Here is a 16,424-nt window from a genome sequence, read left to right on the forward strand (position 1 = left end):
GCCCAAAAGTAACCAAAAGGCCTTCGCCCCACCACTCGGCACCTCGCCTAGGCTCGGTGTGCCCGAACGCAGGTTTTGCAGCGTGGGCCGCCGCAATGGGCCATCCCTGGCCCAGTGCGGCTAACCCGGCGTCCTGCCGGGTTACCCACGCTGCAAAACCTGCGTTCGGCCAGCGTGGTTTAACGGGGCGATTGCAGATCAAAAGCAGAGCGCGGCGGCCTTATAGCCGACCGGTTTTTGAAGGTGAACTCGGTGAGATATGTGGGGGCAGGCATGCCCCCGGTAACCACGATGCGAAGCGAGCCGCTCTTGATCTTGATCTGCTTGTGATCTTGATCTCAGGCGCCCCCCCAAATCACTGGCGGATTACGGGCACACCGAGCCTAGGCGAGGTGCCGAGTGGTGGGGCAAGAGCGTTTTGCTTACTTTTGCGCTGTTCAAAAGTGAGCCGCTGTCAGAGCGGAACCCTAAGTGGCCGTTACCGCAGCAATGGATATGTACTCATTCCAACCCAACGAAACGGTCGACCAGAAGGCCGCCTTCGCGAGCAAGCCCGCTCCCACAGGTTGATCGCGGGGTGTCAGGTAGACAGGGGTCGGCTGTCAGGCCGCCATCGCCGGCAAACCAGCTCCCACACCAAGGGCCCTAGCCACGCATTTGTACTCAATCAAGAAGCCAACCATGCAAACGTCTAAATTCCGCAAAATCGGCATTCTGGCTATAGCGGCCGTCGCAATCGGCCTGGCCATCTACACCGTAAACGCCCCCGCCGACGCCCCCCAGTACCTCACCGCCACCGCCGAACGCGGCGATATCGAAAACGCGGTATTGGCCACCGGCCTGCTCGAAGGCGTCAAACAAGTCGACGTCGGCGCCCAAGTCTCCGGCCAGCTCAAGTCGCTGAAAGTCAAAGTCGGCGACAAGGTAAAGAAGGGCCAATGGCTGGCCGAAATCGACCCGTTGATCCTGCAGAACACCCTGCGCAAAGCCCAGGTCGATGAAGAAAACCTCCAGGCCCAACGCCGCGCGACCGCCGCGCAACTCAAGCAGGCCAAGTCCGTGTATGAGCGCTACAAGGGATTGCAGGCCGACGAGTCGGTGTCACGCCAGGATTTTGAAGACGCCGAATCGACCTACCAGGTACAGCAGGCCAACCTGCTGTCCCTGGACGCGCAGATCAAAAGCGCACACATCCAGATCGACACCGCCAAGGTCAACCTGGCCTACACCCGTATCAACGCGCCCATCGACGGCGATGTGGTGGGCATCGTCACCCAGGAAGGCCAGACCGTGATCGCCAGCCAGTTGGCGCCCGTGCTGCTCAAGCTGGCAGACCTGGACACCATGACCGTCAAGGCCCAAGTGTCGGAAGCGGATGTGATTCATATCAGCCCCGGCCAGCAGGTGTACTTCACCATTCTCGGCGAGGCGGACAAGCGCTATTACGCCAAGCTGCGCGGCACTGAGCCGGCGCCGCAGAACTTTCTGGAAACCCAGACCGCCGGTACACCAAAGCAAAACACCGCAGTGTTCTACAACGCGCTGTTCGACGTGCCCAACCCCGACCACCGCCTGCGTATCGCCATGACCGCCCAGGTGCGCATCGTGCTCGACACCGCCGAGGCCGCGCTGATGGTGCCCGTGGCGGCGCTGGGCGTGCGCAATGCCGATGGCCGCTATGAAGTGCGGGTGCTGGATGCCAAGGGCAAGGCGGTCGCCCGCACGGTGAAGACCGGTATCAATAACAACGTCAAGGTGCAGATCCTTGACGGCCTGGCCGAGGGCGACACCGTGGTGATCGGCGATGCTACACCTGCCGTGGCGGGGAGTTGAGTCATGAGCCAGCCTCTGTTGGAACTCAAGGGCATCACCCGCAGCTTCATGGCCGGCGAGCGTGAATTCATCGCGCTCAAGGGCATCGACCTGAGCATCCATGCCGGGGAAATGCTGGCGATCATCGGCGCCTCCGGTTCGGGTAAATCGACCCTGATGAACATCCTCGGTGGCCTGGATTACGCCACCGCCGGCAGCTACAAGATCAATGGCATCGAAACCCGCTCCCTGGGCGATGAGCAACTGGCGGAGCTGCGGCGTGATTACTTCGGGTTTATCTTCCAGCGTTACCATTTGCTCGCGCACCTGAGCGCTTTGCATAACGTGGAAATGCCGGCGATCTACGCCGGCACCCCGCAAAGCCAGCGCCATAGCCGCGCCGGGGAATTGCTGGCACGCCTGGGCCTGTCAGGCCACACCAGCCACCGGCCCAGCCAGCTATCCGGCGGGCAACAGCAGCGGGTGAGTATTGCGCGGGCGTTGATGAACGGCGGCGAAGTGATCCTGGCCGACGAACCCACCGGCGCCCTCGACACCCACAGCGGCAAGGAGGTGATGCGCATCCTCGCCGAGCTGCACGCGGCGGGGCACACGGTGATTATCGTCACCCACGACCCCAAGGTCGCGGCGAACGCCCAGCGCATTGTCGAGGTGTGTGATGGCGAGATCATCAGCGACAAGGCCAACGACAGCGTCGGCCTGGAGTTGCCCGCCGAGGCGCCGGTCGAGCCCAGGCGCAGCGGGGCGCGGCGCCTGGTGGCGAGCCTGGGGCTGTTCAAGGAAGCGTTCAACATGGCGTGGGTGGCGCTGATCTCCCACCGCATGCGCACCTTGCTGACCATGCTCGGGATTGTCATCGGCATCACCTCGGTGGTGTCGATCTCGGCCATCGGCGAAGGCGCCAAGCGCTATGTGCTCAAGGACATCCAGGCGATTGGCAGCAACACCATCGATATCTTTTCCGGCACCAGCTTTGGCGACAGCCGCGCCTCGGCGATCCAGACGCTGATGCCCGCGGATGTGGACGCGCTGAACCAGCTGTATTACGTCGACAGCGCGACGCCGGTGGTGGGCCGCAACCTGATGCTGCGCTTTGGCAACATCGACGTGGATGCACAGGTCAATGGTGTCAGTGACCGCTACTTCAAGGTCAAGGGCCTCAAGCTTGAAGCCGGCATTGCCTTCAGCGAAAGCGATGCACGGCGCCAGGCCCAGGTGGTGGTGATCGACCACAATACCCGCCAGCGCCTGTTCGGGCCCAACATCGACCCGCTGGGCCAGGTGATCCTGATAGGCAACCTGCCGTGCACGGTGATCGGGGTGACGGCGGACAACAAGAACATGTTCGCCGCCAGCAAGGCCCTGAACGTGTGGGTGCCCTATGAAACCGCGGCGGGGCGTCTGCTGGGCCAGCGTCATCTGGACAGCATCACCGTGCGCATCAAGGACGGCCAGCCGAGCAAGGTGGTGGAAGACAACGTCAATAAGCTCATGCTGCAACGCCACGGCACCAAGGATTTCTTCACCAACAACCTCGACAGCATCATGCAGACGGTACAGAAAACCAGCCGCTCCCTGGCGCTGTTACTGTCGTTGATCGCAGTGATTTCTTTGTTGGTGGGCGGTATTGGCGTGATGAACATCATGCTGGTGTCGGTCACCGAGCGCACCCGTGAGATCGGGATTCGCATGGCGGTGGGGGCGCGGCAATCGGATATTCGCCAACAGTTTCTGGTGGAGGCGGTGATGGTGTGCCTGATCGGCGGGATCATCGGGATCTCGCTGTCCTACGCCATCGGCTACCTGTTTTCGTTGTTTGTGAAGGAGTGGGAAATGGTGTTTTCGGTGGGCTCGATCGTTACCGCGTTTGCCTGTTCGACGTTGATCGGCATTGTGTTTGGTTTTGTACCGGCGCGGAATGCGGCGCGGTTGGACCCGATAGAGGCATTGGCAAGGGACTGATCTGTGGGAGCTTGCTCCCGTGACGGCCTGACAGCCGGCGCCTATCTCCCTGGCGCCCCAGGATCCAAATGTGGGAGCTGGCTTGCCTGCGATGGCGGCCTGACAGGCGACACAGTTGGATTGTGTGCATATCTATTGCTGCGGTAACGGCTACTTAGGGTTCCGCCCTGACGGCGGCTCACTTTTGAAAAGAGCCCAAAAGTAAGCAAAAGGCTCTTGCCCCACCACTCGGCACCTCGCTTGGGCTCGGTGTGCCCGTAATCCGCCAGTGATTTGGGGGGCCGCCGCCACGCGCCATCCATGGCGCGGGGCGGCTAAACCGGCATCCCTGCCGGTTTACCCCCCAAATCCCTGTCGAATTCCGGCCAGCGTGGTTTAACGGGGCGCTTAAGATCAAAAGCAGATCAAGAGCTACTCGCTTCGCATCGTGGTTACCGGTGGCTGCGGGGAACTGCACAGTTGTGTAGATACCTATGCTGCGATAGCGGTGTGACAGTCTCCCCAGGGTTGCTGACCCACCGCTATCGCAGGCAAGCCAGCTCCCACGGGGATTTTTGCTTGGCCTATGGGGCCGTGTCAGACTCGGTCGAGTACATCCAGCGCAACAACGAATGCCGCCCGCTGATCCCCAACTTGATCGCCGCACGCTTGAGGTAGCTCTCGATGGTGTTGACCTTCAACGCCAGTTGTTCGGCCAGCTCCGGCGCGGTGCGCCCGGCCAGCAGGCCTACGCACACTTCCAGTTCACGGTTGGACAAGGTCAGCCCCGATTGCACCAGGCGCTCCTGGATACGTCGGCGCAAGGTATCGATGCCCTGGTGTTGCGGCTCTGCCGACGGGCTGTCAGGGAGCGATGGCTGCAGCGCGGTGATGTGTTTTTCCACCATGGGCAGCAACAGCGTGGAGAAGTCCTGGAGCATGCTGCGTTCTTGCGCAGAAAAACTCTCGGACGGGTGGGAGCGGTACACCGACAGTACATAGCGCACATCGTCCTTGCGGCGCGTGAGGTGCAGTTGTGCGGCGAGTTGCTCGCTGTCCAGGGCCGCCACCGAATCGGTGTACACCGGGCTGATCTTGCGACGGCCAAGGCCTTCACGGCTGACGTGCAATTGGGTGATATGGGTGGCGTCCACTGCCAGTTGGGTAAGGATCAGGTCATGCAGCATGCGTGGGAAATGGCGGCTGCCGGTGCTGGCGATGACCTTGCCTATCTGTGGGAACAGGTGTGAGTTCATCAATTCGTCCATGAGTTTCGTGCAGGTATTGGGCCTTATAGCGACGGGGATTAAGAAGGTAACTAATGTGAATAACCTGCAGTGATAGTGCGTCCCGCCGCTGACATGCTAGTACAGGCTGGCTGAAGGAGGGGGATCCAATCTGCGAAAAAAAACATTAAGCAGGTACAGCGGCAGTCGGATCCTTCCGACCGCCGCCCAGGCACCGCAAAACGCGTGGGTTTGGGCGCTATTTCATCGCGTACGCCGCTGTCGTGGTGGGCCGCAGGTTGGCACCGCTGCACTTGGCCAGGGCCTGGTGGATATCGGCCAGCAGGTCGGCGACGTCTTCCAGCCCCACCGACAACCGCACCAGCCCCTCGCTGATACCGTGCTGCGCCCGTTGCTCGGGGGTGTAGGTGGAGTGGGTCATGCTTGCCGGGTGTTGGGCCAGCGATTCGGCATCTCCCAGGCTGACCGCACGGGTGAACAGTTGCAGCGCGTTCATGAAGCGCTGGCCGGTCTCGATGCCACCCTTGAGCTCAAAGGCGATCATGCCGCCGGGCAGTTTCATTTGCCGGTTTGCCAGTTCGTACTGTGGGAAAGAACGCAGCCCGGGGTAGGTCACCCACTGCACGGCCGGGTGTGCCTGCAACGCCTCGGCCACCGCTTGGGCGTTGCTGCAATGGCGGTCCATGCGCAGGCCCAGGGTCTTGAGACCGCGCATCAACAACGCGGCGTCCTGGGGCGACATCACCGCGCCGGTCAGGTCCTTGAGGCCTTGCAGGCGAATGCGCTGGGCCAGGGCCTGGTTGCTCACCGCGATGCCTGCGGTGATGTCGCCGTGGCCGCTGAGGTATTTGGTGGCCGAGTGCACCACCACATCGGCGCCCAGTTCCAGGGGACGCTGCAGGTAGGGGGTGCAGTAAGTGTTATCGACCACCACGGTGACGTTCGGCTGTTGATGGGCCAGCTCGGCCACGGCGGCGATGTCGATCAGGCGCAGGTTAGGGTTGGCCGGAGTCTCGCAGTAGAGCATGCGGGTGGCCGGGGACAAGGCTGCTTGCAGGGCGGTGAGGTCGGTCAGGTCGACATGCCGCACCTTGATGCCGAATTCGCCGAGGCCGTGGTGCAACAGGGCGAAGGTACAGCCATAGAGGGTCTGGCTGACGATGATCTCGTCGCCCGGGCGCAACAGGGTCCAGAACGTCGCGGCAATCGCGCCCATGCCGGAGCTGAACGCTACGGCGGCCTCGCCGTTTTCCAGGCTGGCCATGCGTGACTCCAGCAAGGCCAGGGTGGGGTTGGAAATGCGCGTATAGAAGTGGCCGCTGGCTTCGCCGGCAAAGCAGGCGGCGCCGTATTCGACAGTGGGGAAGGCGAAGGTGGCCGACAGGTAGATGGGCGGGACGAGGGCGCCGTGGTGGTCAACAGGGTCATAGCCGTGGTGGATGGCACGGGTAGAAAAGCCGAAGCTGGTGTGTTTAGTGTGCATGTCGGGCGCTCCTTATTTCCTACAATGCTATGCTCATAACCACAGACGAACCTTGCTAAAAAGCCCGGAAAAACCTGCGTTTGTGGATCAAACACCGATAAAAATAATGATTAGAGGCACGTTATGCCCATCAAGCTGGACCGCACGGATAAAGCCCTTTTAAACGCCTTGCAGGGCAATGCCCGCCTGACCGTGGCCGAGTTGGCCGAGCGGGTGGCCCTCACCACGTCACCCTGTTGGCGCCGGGTGCGCACGCTGGAGGAGAGCGGGGTGATCAGTGGCTATCAGGCGATCCTTTCTCCCAAGGCGCTGGGGTATGGGGTGACTGCGTTTGTCAGCATCATGATGGAGAGCCACACCCAGGAAATCGCCCGGGCGTTCGAGCAGCGGCTGTTGGCGATTCCGGAGATTGTGGCCTGCCATAACGTTTCGGGGCGCTATGACTTTTTGCTGGAGGTGGTGGCCAAGGACCTGGAGTCGTTTGGTGAGTTTGCGCGGGAGGTTTTGCAGACGTTGCCTTGCGTCAAGGAGATTTATTCGAGTTTTTCGTACAAGTCGGTGCGGCCGTTGCGGGTGATTCCATTGCCGGGTTGATGGGGGGCTTACGGCGCCTTACCTACTGACACCCTCGCGATCCAGCTGTGGGAGCTGGCTTGCCTGCGATGGCGACCTGAAACTCTACCTGACACCCCACAATCCAACTGTGGGAGCGGGCTTGCTCGCGAAGGCGGCCTGGCAGGCGACACAGTTGGATTGGGTATATATCCATTGCTGCGGTAACGGCTACTTGGGGTTCCGCCCTGACGGCGGCTCACTTTTGAACAGCGCAAAAGTAAGCAAAACGCTCTTGCCCCACCACTCGGCACCTCGCCTAGGCTCGGTGTGCCCGAACACAGGCTTGAATCCGTGGGCCGCCGCCACGCGCCATCCATGGCGCGGGGCGGCTAACCCGGCGTCCTGCCGGGTTACCCACGAATTCAAGCCTGCGTTCGGCCAGCGTGGTTTAACGGGGCGCTTGAGATCAAGATCACAAGCAGATCAAGAGCAGATCAAGAGCGGCTCGCTTCGCATCGTGGTTACCGGTAGATCAAGAGCTGCTCGCTTCGCATCGTGGTTAGGTTAGGTTGGGGTTGGGGTTGGGGGGCTTTTGCTTTTTTGGGCGACACCGTGCAGCAGCAGCGCCTCGAACACTCGCTGCACGCGTGGTTCGTCGCTGTGTGCCACGTTGAAGCGCATTGAGTCGCGGTGGGCCGGGTCGTAGCCAAACAGGGCGCCGGGGGCCAGTACCATGCTGCGTTTCAGGGCTTCCTGGGCCAGGAGTTCGCCGTTTACGCCGGGTGGCAGGCGCGCCCAGATGAACATCCCGCCTTCATACGCCATGGGCCGTTCGCACCCGCAGCGTTTGAGCCATTGTTCGACGCGCCCCCCGGCTTCCATCAGGCGCTGCACCATGCGTTTGCGGTGCTTGGCGTAGCTGCCTTCGCTGAGCATGCGGTAGACGATCTGTTCGAACAGTTCGGAGGTGACGCCGCCGCTCATCAATTTCATGTTGGTCAGGTTGGCGGCCAGTTGCGGCGCGGCGACGACGTAGCTGACGCGGGTGTTGGCACTCAGGATCTTTGAGAAACCCGACAGGTAGGTGACCTGGTCCAGCCCGGCGACGGCGGCCAGGCGTGGGGGTGGGTTGGGGTGCAGGTCGCCGTAGAGGTCGTCCTCGACGATGTGGCAGTGATACTGCTGGGTCAGTTGCAACAGGCGGAACGCCTGGCTGGGGCTGAAGGAGTGGCCGGTGGGGTTGTGCAACACGCTGGTGGTCAGGTACAGGCTGGGGCGGTGTTCGGCCAGCAGTTGTTCGAGGGCGGTGAAGTCAAAGCCGTCGGGGCGTCGGGCAATGGTGATGACTTTGACGCCGTGCAGCGCCAAGTTGGCGTGGAAGTTGAAATAGCACGGTGCATCGAGCAGCACCGTGTCGCCGGGGCGGGCGAGCAGGCGCATGAGCATGTCCAGGCCCTGCACGGTATTGGGTGTGGTGATGATTTGTTCCACCGGCACCGACAAGCCTTCGCCGTGCAGTTTCTGTTGCAGCGCCTGGCGCAACGGCAATAGCCCCGCCGGTGTGCCCAGCCCGGCGATGCGCAGTGACGGCGCACGCACTACGCTGCGCATCGCCTGGCGGATCGCTTCGCCATTGAGCCAATCCTCCGGCAAGTGCCCGCCGCCAGGGCGCAGTTCGCCACTGGCAGTGGCCAAGGGCCGGCGCAAAACGCTGAGCAGGTCTTGGGGCAACAGGTCCACCCAGGTCGCCGAGGCTGGGCGGGTGCTGTCCATCGCCACGAAGTAGCCGCGGCCCTGGCTCGAGGTGAGCAGGTGGCGACCGCGCAGACGGTCCAGTGCCTCGTTGAGGGTGAACTTGCTGACGCCGAGGATCTGGGTCAGTTCACGCACGGATGGCAGTTTGCTGCCCGGGGCCCATTCGCCCTTTTCGATGGCGTGGCTGAACGCCTCGACGATCTGCTGGACCTTGGGCGTGCCCTCTACAAAAGCGATGGCGGATACAAACATGACGCGTCCTTGTGTTTGCCGGTGCTTTTACCGGTGAAGTTAGGCCGGATTAGGCATCACTTTACCTGCCTTGCGCAATGCCACTCCCCTAGACTGCGCGGCATCTCGCCAGGAGATGGCGAAATTTCCTACACCTGAGCAATGGATTTTGCATTTCCATGAAGACTTATATGTGCGCACCCTGCGGTTTTATGTACGTAGAAGAACTGGGCATTCCGGAGGACGGAATTCCCGCCGGCACCCCTTGGGAAGAGGTGCCTGAAGACTGGGCATGCCCGGATTGCGGCGTGACCAAGGCCGATTTCATGGCCATCAACCTACCCGAACTTCAAGAAGCCTGACCCGCCATCAACGAAAGGAATCGTCCCATGGACAGCAAACTGATCAACGCCACCGTCCCGTTCTGCACCGGTGTGGCCCACCAGAAATACCTGGGCGCCGAAAAGGGCCTGCAAACCGCCATCGAAGGTGACTGCACCCACTGGTACATCGACGGCAGCCTGTTCGGCGAAATGGTCGATGACTGGACCGAGGCGCGTATCGAAAGCCTGCAAGCGCAAATCGCGGCCACGGGGGTCAAGCCGGTTTTCCACGGCAACTTCAAGGCGCCGTTGGGCAGTGATGTCGAAGCCTTCCGTAGCGCGGCCGTGGAGTACGTGAAGAAGGAAATCGACATCGCCAGCCGCCTGGGCGCGCCGTTGATCATTCACGGTGGTTGCATCGTCGAGCCGAAAATGGTGTTGATGGCCAAGAAGGTTGCCCTGGAGCATTACCTCAAGTCGGTGCAGGAACTGGCGTTGTACGCCGAGGCCAAGGGCACGGATATCTACCTGGAAAACCTGTCCAACTACGTCAACTATCGGCCATTCCATTACATCTTCACCCATGACGCGGAATACGCCTTTGTGTTCGAGCGCCTGCAAGCCCACAGCAATGTGTACTTCTTCCTCGATGCCGGCCACGCCAACATCGAGAACGGCCTGCCGGCAGAGGTGGTGCGTAAGTACCACCATCTGATCAAGGGCATTTCCTTCAGCAACAACAACGGCGTGCAAGACCAGCACTTCGGCATCCATGACGGCAACTGCGATTACGCCGATGTGCTGCAGGCCATTGTCGAGACCAACTGGAAGGGCCTGGTCGCGTTTGAAACCCGCAACCAGACCGCCAAGGCCGCCCTGGCTGACCTGGCGGTGATGTACCGCGACTCCCTGACCACCGAAATCGCCGTCGCCTGATCGGCCTGGGGCGGGCGCTGGCTGCGTTCGCCCCGTTGCTGCTGTTTCTCTTTATTCAAGGTGCTGGCCATGACAAGTGCGTTAACCCTGTCTTCATTTCTCTACTTCCTGTTGTTTTGCGCCACCATGACCTTCAGCCCGGGCCCCATGACCCTGCTGTTGCTCAGCCTGGGCTTGAAGGACGGCCTGCGCAGTTCGATCCCGGCGCAGGTCGGCGCCAGTGTGTCGTACCTGATTTCGATCCTGATCTTTGCCGTGGGCTTTTCGGAGTTGATCAAGGGCAACCTCGCCATTACCCAGACCATCCAGTTTGTCGGGGTGGCCTACATTCTTTACCTGGCCTACAAGCAGTGGACCAGCAGTGGCGTATCGATCAACAACGCCGGCACGGTTGAGGGCGCGCGAAGCCTGTTCGGCAAAGGGCTGTTGACCGGGTTTTCCAACCCCAAGACCATCATCATGTTCAGCGCCGTGTTCCCGCAGTTTGCCGGTGCCGGTGAACACAGCTCGGCGGCGGATATCGCCATCCTCGGCCTGACTTTCCTGCTGCTGCAATTTGCCAGCGGCTGCCTGTATTGCTATTTCGGCCAGCGCATCAAGCATGTGCTGGAAAACCCCAAGCGGCGCGTGCTGTTGCAGCGGATCACAGCCGTGTTGCTGCTGGGCGTGGCCTTGATGCTGGCGCGTGGGTTTTCGCACTGAAGTATTAGCCAATAAGCGGTAGTGGCGATTTGACGTTGCCCTGTTAGACTCCAGGCAATCACCCAGGATCGCCCCCACCATGCCAGCCGTCGGAGGAAAAGGACTTCCGCTCGCTTTGCGCTTGTACAAATCCCGCCTGTTGGGGCTGACGCTCGGCTTTGTGTGCGTGGCGTTCGGCATGTATCCGTTGAACCCGCCCCTGTGGGTGTGGGCCTGGATGCTGATCAACGCCTTTGCGTGGCCGCACCTGGCTTTTCAATGCTCGTTGCACTCGGCCAATACCTTGCGCAGCGAACGCCGCAGCCTGCTGTTCGATTCCTTTTGCGGTGGGTTCTGGGTTGGCGCAATGCACTTCAACCCGCTGCCCAGCGTCACCACCCTGTCGATGATGAGCATGAACAACGTCGCCATCGGCGGGCCGCGCTTCCTATTCGCGGGTTGGGCGGCGCAGGCATTGGGGCTGGGCACCGCGCTGCTGCTGTTCACGCCTGGGTTTATCGCCGTGACCACCCAGGCCCAGCTGTATGCCTGCCTGCCGATCCTGATGCTGTATCCCCTGGCCCTGGGCTGGATCTGCTACCGCCAGGCCGTCACCTTGGCCCGCCACAAGCGTGAGCTGCTGGCCTTGAGCCGCACCGACAGCCTGTCGGGCCTGCTCAACCACGGCGCCTGGAAGGACCACCTGGACCTCGAGTTTCAACGTTGCCGCCAAGGCCCGGCAGGTGCCGCCATCGCGTTGATCGACATCGACCACTTCAAGACCATCAACGACACCTACGGCCATGTGACCGGCGATATCGTCCTGCGCCAACTAAGCAAGGTGCTGCGCCAGAACCTGCGCACCACCGACCTGGCCGGGCGTTATGGCGGCGATGAGTTCTGCGTGATCCTGCCAGACATGCCCCTCAACCGTGCCACCGAGGTGATGGAGGCCCTGCGCGGTCGCTTCAACGCCTTGGCCTACGCCCAGGACCCGACACTGCGAGTGAGCCTGAGCATCGGCCTGGCGCCTTACCAGCCGAGCCATGCCGACTCCATCAGTTGGCTCAACGATGCCGACCAGGCGCTGTACGAGGCCAAGAGCAGCGGGCGCAACCGGGTCAGTTCAGTACAGGGCAGTTGGTTGCGGTCGGTTTAGTGGGGTAGGGTGGCCGGGCACCCTCCAACAAAAAACAAGGATCGGTCCATGCTCTTCTCCTTCCCGCAAACCCTGTTGGCCGCCACCCTGGCCTTGTCTTTCAGCCTGCCGGCCTACAGCGCCGAGCCCCATAAACAGATCCAGCAACAGGCCGAACAATACAAGGCCGAAGCCTTGAAGCTGCTGGAGCGCCTGGTGAATATCGACTCGGGCTCAGGCTACGAGCCCGGCCTGACCCAAGTGCGCGATATCGCCGTGGATGAGTTGAAACAGTTGGGTTTCACCATCGAACGGGTGCCGGATAAAGCCGCCAACAACAGCCATGTGGTTGCCACCCTCAAAGGCACCGGCAAGGCCAAGATTCTGCTGATGGCCCATATGGACACCGTATTCAAGGAAGGCTCGGCTGCCGAGCGCCCCTTCCACATCAAGGACGGCCGCGCCTACGGCCCCGGCGTGATGGATGACAAGGGCGGCATCGTCGCCGGCATCTACGCGCTCAAAGTCCTCAAAAGCCAGGGCTTCAAGGACTACGCGCAGATCACCTTCCTGCTCGACGCCAGCGAAGAAACCGGGTCCGACGCCGCCTCCGAACTGATCCGCAACACTGCCAAGGGCCACGACGTGACCCTGAACCTGGAGCCCGGCCGTCCCGCCGACGGCCTGGTGGTGTGGCGCAAAGGCAGCGCCACCGCCGTGGTCGAAGTCAAAGGCAAAGCCGCCCACGCCGGCGTCGCCCCGGAACTGGGACGCAACGCCGCCATGGAAGCCGCGCACCAGATCTTGCAACTGGGCAAACTTGGCGATGAAGACAAGAAAACCACCATCAACTTCACCGTGCTCAAGGCTGGCGACCGCACCAACGTCATCCCTGACCAGGCGACCGCCAAGGCCGACGTGCGTGCGGCCTTGCCGGAAGAATTCGACCGAATCGAGAAAGACCTGGCCCGGGTTTCAGCCAACAAATTGATCCCGGAAACCGAAGTAAAAACCAGCCTGCAGCGTGGCCTGCCACCGATGCCGCAGACGGCCGAGTCGGATAAGTTGGTAGCGATTGCCCAAGGGATTTATGGCGAACTGGGACGCAAGTTGACCATCGAAGGCAGCGGCGGCGCGGCGGATGCCAGCTTGTCCGCCGGTGTAGGCACGCCGACGCTGGATGGGTTTGGGATAGTGGGGGGCAATATTCACACGGCGGAGGAATATGCCGAGGTGGAGAGTGTGGTGCCGCGGGTTTATTTGTTGAGTCGGATGATCATGGAGCTTTCCAAGCGCTGATCAGAACACTGGATGAGCGAACGAAGCAGATTTGAACGGGGGAGGAATGCCCGTCCGGCAAACGCAGATCCCCTGTGGGAGCGGGCTTGCCCGCGAAGGCGGTGTGTCAGTCGCTGCATGTGTTACTGCACTACCGCTTTCGCAGGCAAGCCAGCTCCCACATTTGATCTTTGTTGATTTGAGCGTTGTGTTTGCTTGAGTAACTCGCATTGGGGCAGCCCCTCCGACATCGAGTACTGCGTTCAATGCGGAAGTCACCATGTGGAAGGGTCTTCGAGACTGGCTTTTTGAAGGTCGTCTTTCCAGACCTCGTTGGCCAGTCGATAAATGTCCGCAAAGAAACCTCGGGGGTCGTCTATTTCTGTTTCGTCCCAAGCCATTGTTATGTACTCATCATAATCGCTTTCAAATTCTTTCGAAAAGTCGAAGTCGGGTTTGTCTAGCACATCTCTAAGTGCAGCCATTAATACGAAGCGATGTCTGTATGACAAATACATAAGGTCCTTCAGAACAAAAGAAATTATGATTTTTTCTCTGTCTTTCTCATTGTTAGGGTCGTACTTCCATAGTTCTTTTCCAACTGTATCCTCAAGGTCGTATATCGATAAGGCTCCCAATATATGAGAGATATTAGGGGTGTAAGGGGTGTTCATGAATGGGCACTTCAGCATTGTCTGCTCACTTTGGGAATGCGGTAAATGGCCGAGTCGGATTGTTTCTATCAAATCTGATCTCTGCTCTGTCCATATTTTCAATGTACTTAGGGTCGTTTAAGTTTCGGTGGTTAGGCTTGTAGCCTCGTCCGGCTCCGGGTAGCTCGACTATAATCACAGGGTTACCCCTTCTATCAAAACCTGTAGGAAGTGGTGAATCGCCCTGCATCCTGCCCATGGCTTTATTTATAGCATTAAGCTGCATCACCCAGGTTTTAAATTGAGAGCTGGAATTGATAGCTTCTCTCTCCCCAGTGGTCGGATTTGTTCCATCAATAGATCGTTGCCTTAAAGCGTTATCTGGTATCTCTGGGCTATGCTTTTCAACCGAATGCATATCATATTCCTGCTCCCAACCCAGCACTTTTCGTTTTGCATTTGCCTCTACCAGTTCATCTATTCTCGCCTGTCGCTGAGTACGCCCCAGTTGAGGTAAAGCGGGCGCGCCTTCATTTACACTAGGCTTCGGAAGAATAGGAGGAGCGTTAGGCTTGCATTGGTCACCTGGGCAGGTACTTAAGCCTAATGGATCCACCCACCCTGTAGGGTTTGGCACGTACTGGTACCCATTGATCCCACCCGCCAACTTCACCGGATCCGGCGTCAGATAGCGACCAGTATCCGGATTGTAGTAGCGATGGCGGTTGTAGTGCAGTCCGCTTTCCGCATCGAAATACTGCCCTTGAAACCGCAGTGGATTGTCGACTTTGCCCACGTCGAGCCGGGCGATCTGGCCGTAGGCGCGGTAGTGGGCGGACCAGACGATTTCGCCTTCGGTGTCGGTCAGTTCCTGCGGGGTGCCGAGGTGGTCGAGTTGGTAGTGGTAGGGCGTTGTGGCTTGGGGGCCGAAGCCTTCCAGTAGCGCCAGTGGGCGGAAGCTGTCGGGTTCGTAGAGGTGGCTTCGATGGCGTTCTGCGTGGTGTTCGGCAATCAGCTTGTCGCCTTGCCAGAAAAACTCGGTGTTCTTGCCCTCCACGGTCTTGCTGATGCGCCGCCCAAATGGGTCATAGCGATAACTGGCGGTTTCGCCGTTCGGCTTTGTGATGCCGATCAGCCGATGCTGGCAGTCGTAGTGGTATTCGGTGACGAGTTGCTGGCCTTTGCCGCGCCGCTCACGAATCAAGTTGCCGAAGGCGTCGTAGTCGTAATGGCGGTCGCCCTGGATCATCAGGCGGTTGGCCGCAACGATGTCCGGGCCCGGGCGGTCTTGCATGAGTAGGTTGCCCGCCGGGTTGTGGCCGAAGCGTTCCTGTACGTCCTGCGAGTGGTCGGCGCGGGTCAGGCGGGCGAGGGGGTCGTAGTGGTAGCGGTGTTCGCCTTTGCGGGTGTCGAGTAGGCGGGTGAGGTTGCCGGCTTTGTCGTAGTCGTATTGGCGTTGGTAGAGGTGGTTCTGTTGTTGGGTTACCGCGTGGGCGTGCAGGCGGTTTTGGTCGTCGTAGTGGTAGTGGCTGAGCAGTTGGCCTTGCTGGCGCTGGTGTTCGCGGCTGCTCTTGAACAGATGCGAGGTAAGCACTTCACCGTTGAGTTCGACCGTGGCGAGGTGGCCGCCTTTGTCGTGGTTGAAGGTGATGCGATTGTTGTCCGGCAGGCACAGGTTTTTCAGTTGCCCGCAGGCGTCGTAGCCGTAGCGCAGGGTGCCCCAGCCTTGGTGTTCGGCGGTGAGGCGGTTTTGGCGGTCGTATTCGTAGGCCAGTGCCCAGTGACCGTCTTCGACGCTGAGGAGGTTGCCTTGGCGGTCGTAGGCATAATCGATAATGCTGTTATCGGGCAGGGTTTTTCTTACGAGGCGTCCGGCGTGGTCGCGCTCGTAACGGGTGATTAGCTGACTGTCATCGTCGCCGTATTCGGTTTTTTCCAGCAGGTTGCCGTTGAGGTCGTAGGCATACGCGGTGCGCTGGCCGTCGAAGCCGGTTTCCTGGCGGATCAGGCCGTTGGGGTGGTAGTCGAGTTGGTAGGTTTCGCCGGCTTCGTTTTCGATCTCGGTGAGCAGCAGCCGAGCGTTGTCGTAGCGGTACTTGACCTGGGTGCCATCGGCGTTGAGGCGGCGGCTGATCAGGTGCAGGCCGTCTGCGTATTCGTAGCGGGTGACGTGGCCGAGTTCATCGCGTTCGGCGATGATTTTGCCGTAGGGGTTGTAGCTGAATTCCCTACATCCACCACCAGGCTGGATCAGTTTCAGCAAGCGTCCTGCGGCGTCCCACTGATACTGGATTAGTGCGCCATGCTCATCCTCACGGGCAACCTGTCGCCCCAAGTCGTCATAGCGATAACGCTTGATCCCACCATGGG

At 60.4% G+C, this 16,424-nt stretch carries 13 protein-coding genes; 8 read left to right on the forward strand and 5 right to left on the reverse strand.

Annotation, left to right across the window (positions count from 1 at the left end; genetic code table 11):
• Positions 1-681: 681 nt before the first annotated feature.
• The gene (gene macA / locus MF6394_RS23320; RefSeq protein WP_034135256.1) at positions 682-1,833 is read left to right on the forward strand and encodes a macrolide transporter subunit MacA; all 1,152 of its coding nucleotides are present in this window, start codon (positions 682-684) and stop codon (positions 1,831-1,833) included.
• A gap of 3 nt (positions 1,834-1,836) precedes the next feature.
• Positions 1,837-3,795: a MacB family efflux pump subunit gene (locus tag MF6394_RS23325; RefSeq protein ID WP_078467667.1), complete on the forward strand. Its 1,959-nt coding sequence runs from the start codon at positions 1,837-1,839 to the stop codon at positions 3,793-3,795.
• Positions 3,796-4,358: 563 nt separating this feature from the next.
• On the opposite strand, the gene MF6394_RS23335 is transcribed toward MF6394_RS23325, so the two are convergent.
• Together MF6394_RS23335 and MF6394_RS23340 are read right to left on the reverse strand one after the other, a co-directional pair.
• On the reverse strand, positions 4,359-5,030 hold the full coding sequence (locus tag MF6394_RS23335) for a helix-turn-helix transcriptional regulator (RefSeq protein WP_177345153.1): 672 nt from the start codon (positions 5,028-5,030) through the stop codon (positions 4,359-4,361).
• Between the two features lie 229 nt (positions 5,031-5,259).
• Entirely contained in the window at positions 5,260-6,504 is a 1,245-nt protein-coding gene (locus MF6394_RS23340; RefSeq protein WP_078467669.1) for a methionine gamma-lyase, read from the reverse strand.
• A 123-nt stretch (positions 6,505-6,627) separates the two neighbouring features.
• Between MF6394_RS23340 and MF6394_RS23345 the strand changes: the two genes are divergently transcribed.
• Complete coding sequence (locus MF6394_RS23345) at positions 6,628-7,098, forward strand: Lrp/AsnC family transcriptional regulator (protein ID WP_014718112.1); 471 nt, start codon at positions 6,628-6,630, stop codon at positions 7,096-7,098.
• 525 nt (positions 7,099-7,623) lie between these two features.
• On the opposite strand, the gene MF6394_RS23355 is transcribed toward MF6394_RS23345, so the two are convergent.
• Positions 7,624-9,066 (reverse strand): aminotransferase-like domain-containing protein, encoded by a 1,443-nt coding sequence (locus MF6394_RS23355; RefSeq protein WP_078467670.1) that lies wholly within the window; start codon positions 9,064-9,066, stop codon positions 7,624-7,626.
• Positions 9,067-9,224: 158 nt separating this feature from the next.
• Here MF6394_RS23355 and MF6394_RS23360 point away from each other — a divergent pair, with 158 nt between their 5' ends.
• From MF6394_RS23360 to MF6394_RS23380, 5 genes are all read left to right on the forward strand, one after another.
• Complete coding sequence (locus MF6394_RS23360; protein WP_032892249.1) at positions 9,225-9,407, forward strand: rubredoxin; 183 nt, start codon at positions 9,225-9,227, stop codon at positions 9,405-9,407.
• Between the two features lie 27 nt (positions 9,408-9,434).
• Positions 9,435-10,304: a sugar phosphate isomerase/epimerase family protein gene (locus tag MF6394_RS23365; RefSeq protein ID WP_078467671.1), complete on the forward strand. Its 870-nt coding sequence runs from the start codon at positions 9,435-9,437 to the stop codon at positions 10,302-10,304.
• A gap of 69 nt (positions 10,305-10,373) precedes the next feature.
• Positions 10,374-11,006, forward strand: a complete 633-nt coding sequence (locus MF6394_RS23370) for a LysE family translocator (protein WP_032892247.1) — start codon at positions 10,374-10,376, stop codon at positions 11,004-11,006.
• 79 nt (positions 11,007-11,085) lie between these two features.
• Positions 11,086-12,144, forward strand: coding sequence for a diguanylate cyclase (locus MF6394_RS23375; protein ID WP_078467672.1), 1,059 nt, complete (start codon positions 11,086-11,088; stop codon positions 12,142-12,144).
• A gap of 48 nt (positions 12,145-12,192) precedes the next feature.
• Entirely contained in the window at positions 12,193-13,422 is a 1,230-nt protein-coding gene (locus tag MF6394_RS23380) for a M20/M25/M40 family metallo-hydrolase (protein ID WP_078467673.1), read from the forward strand.
• A gap of 254 nt (positions 13,423-13,676) precedes the next feature.
• Here the strand turns inward: MF6394_RS23380 and MF6394_RS23385 are convergent, their stop codons facing one another.
• Entirely contained in the window at positions 13,677-14,075 is a 399-nt protein-coding gene (locus MF6394_RS23385; protein WP_371264142.1) for a hypothetical protein, read from the reverse strand.
• Positions 14,076-14,100: 25 nt separating this feature from the next.
• The coding region (locus MF6394_RS23390; RefSeq protein WP_161952179.1) for an RHS repeat-associated core domain-containing protein at positions 14,101-16,424 on the reverse strand (2,324 nt) is incomplete at its 5' end.

This window comes from Pseudomonas sp. MF6394, from assembly GCF_002018845.1.
Classification (GTDB): domain Bacteria; phylum Pseudomonadota; class Gammaproteobacteria; order Pseudomonadales; family Pseudomonadaceae; genus Aquipseudomonas; species Aquipseudomonas lactis.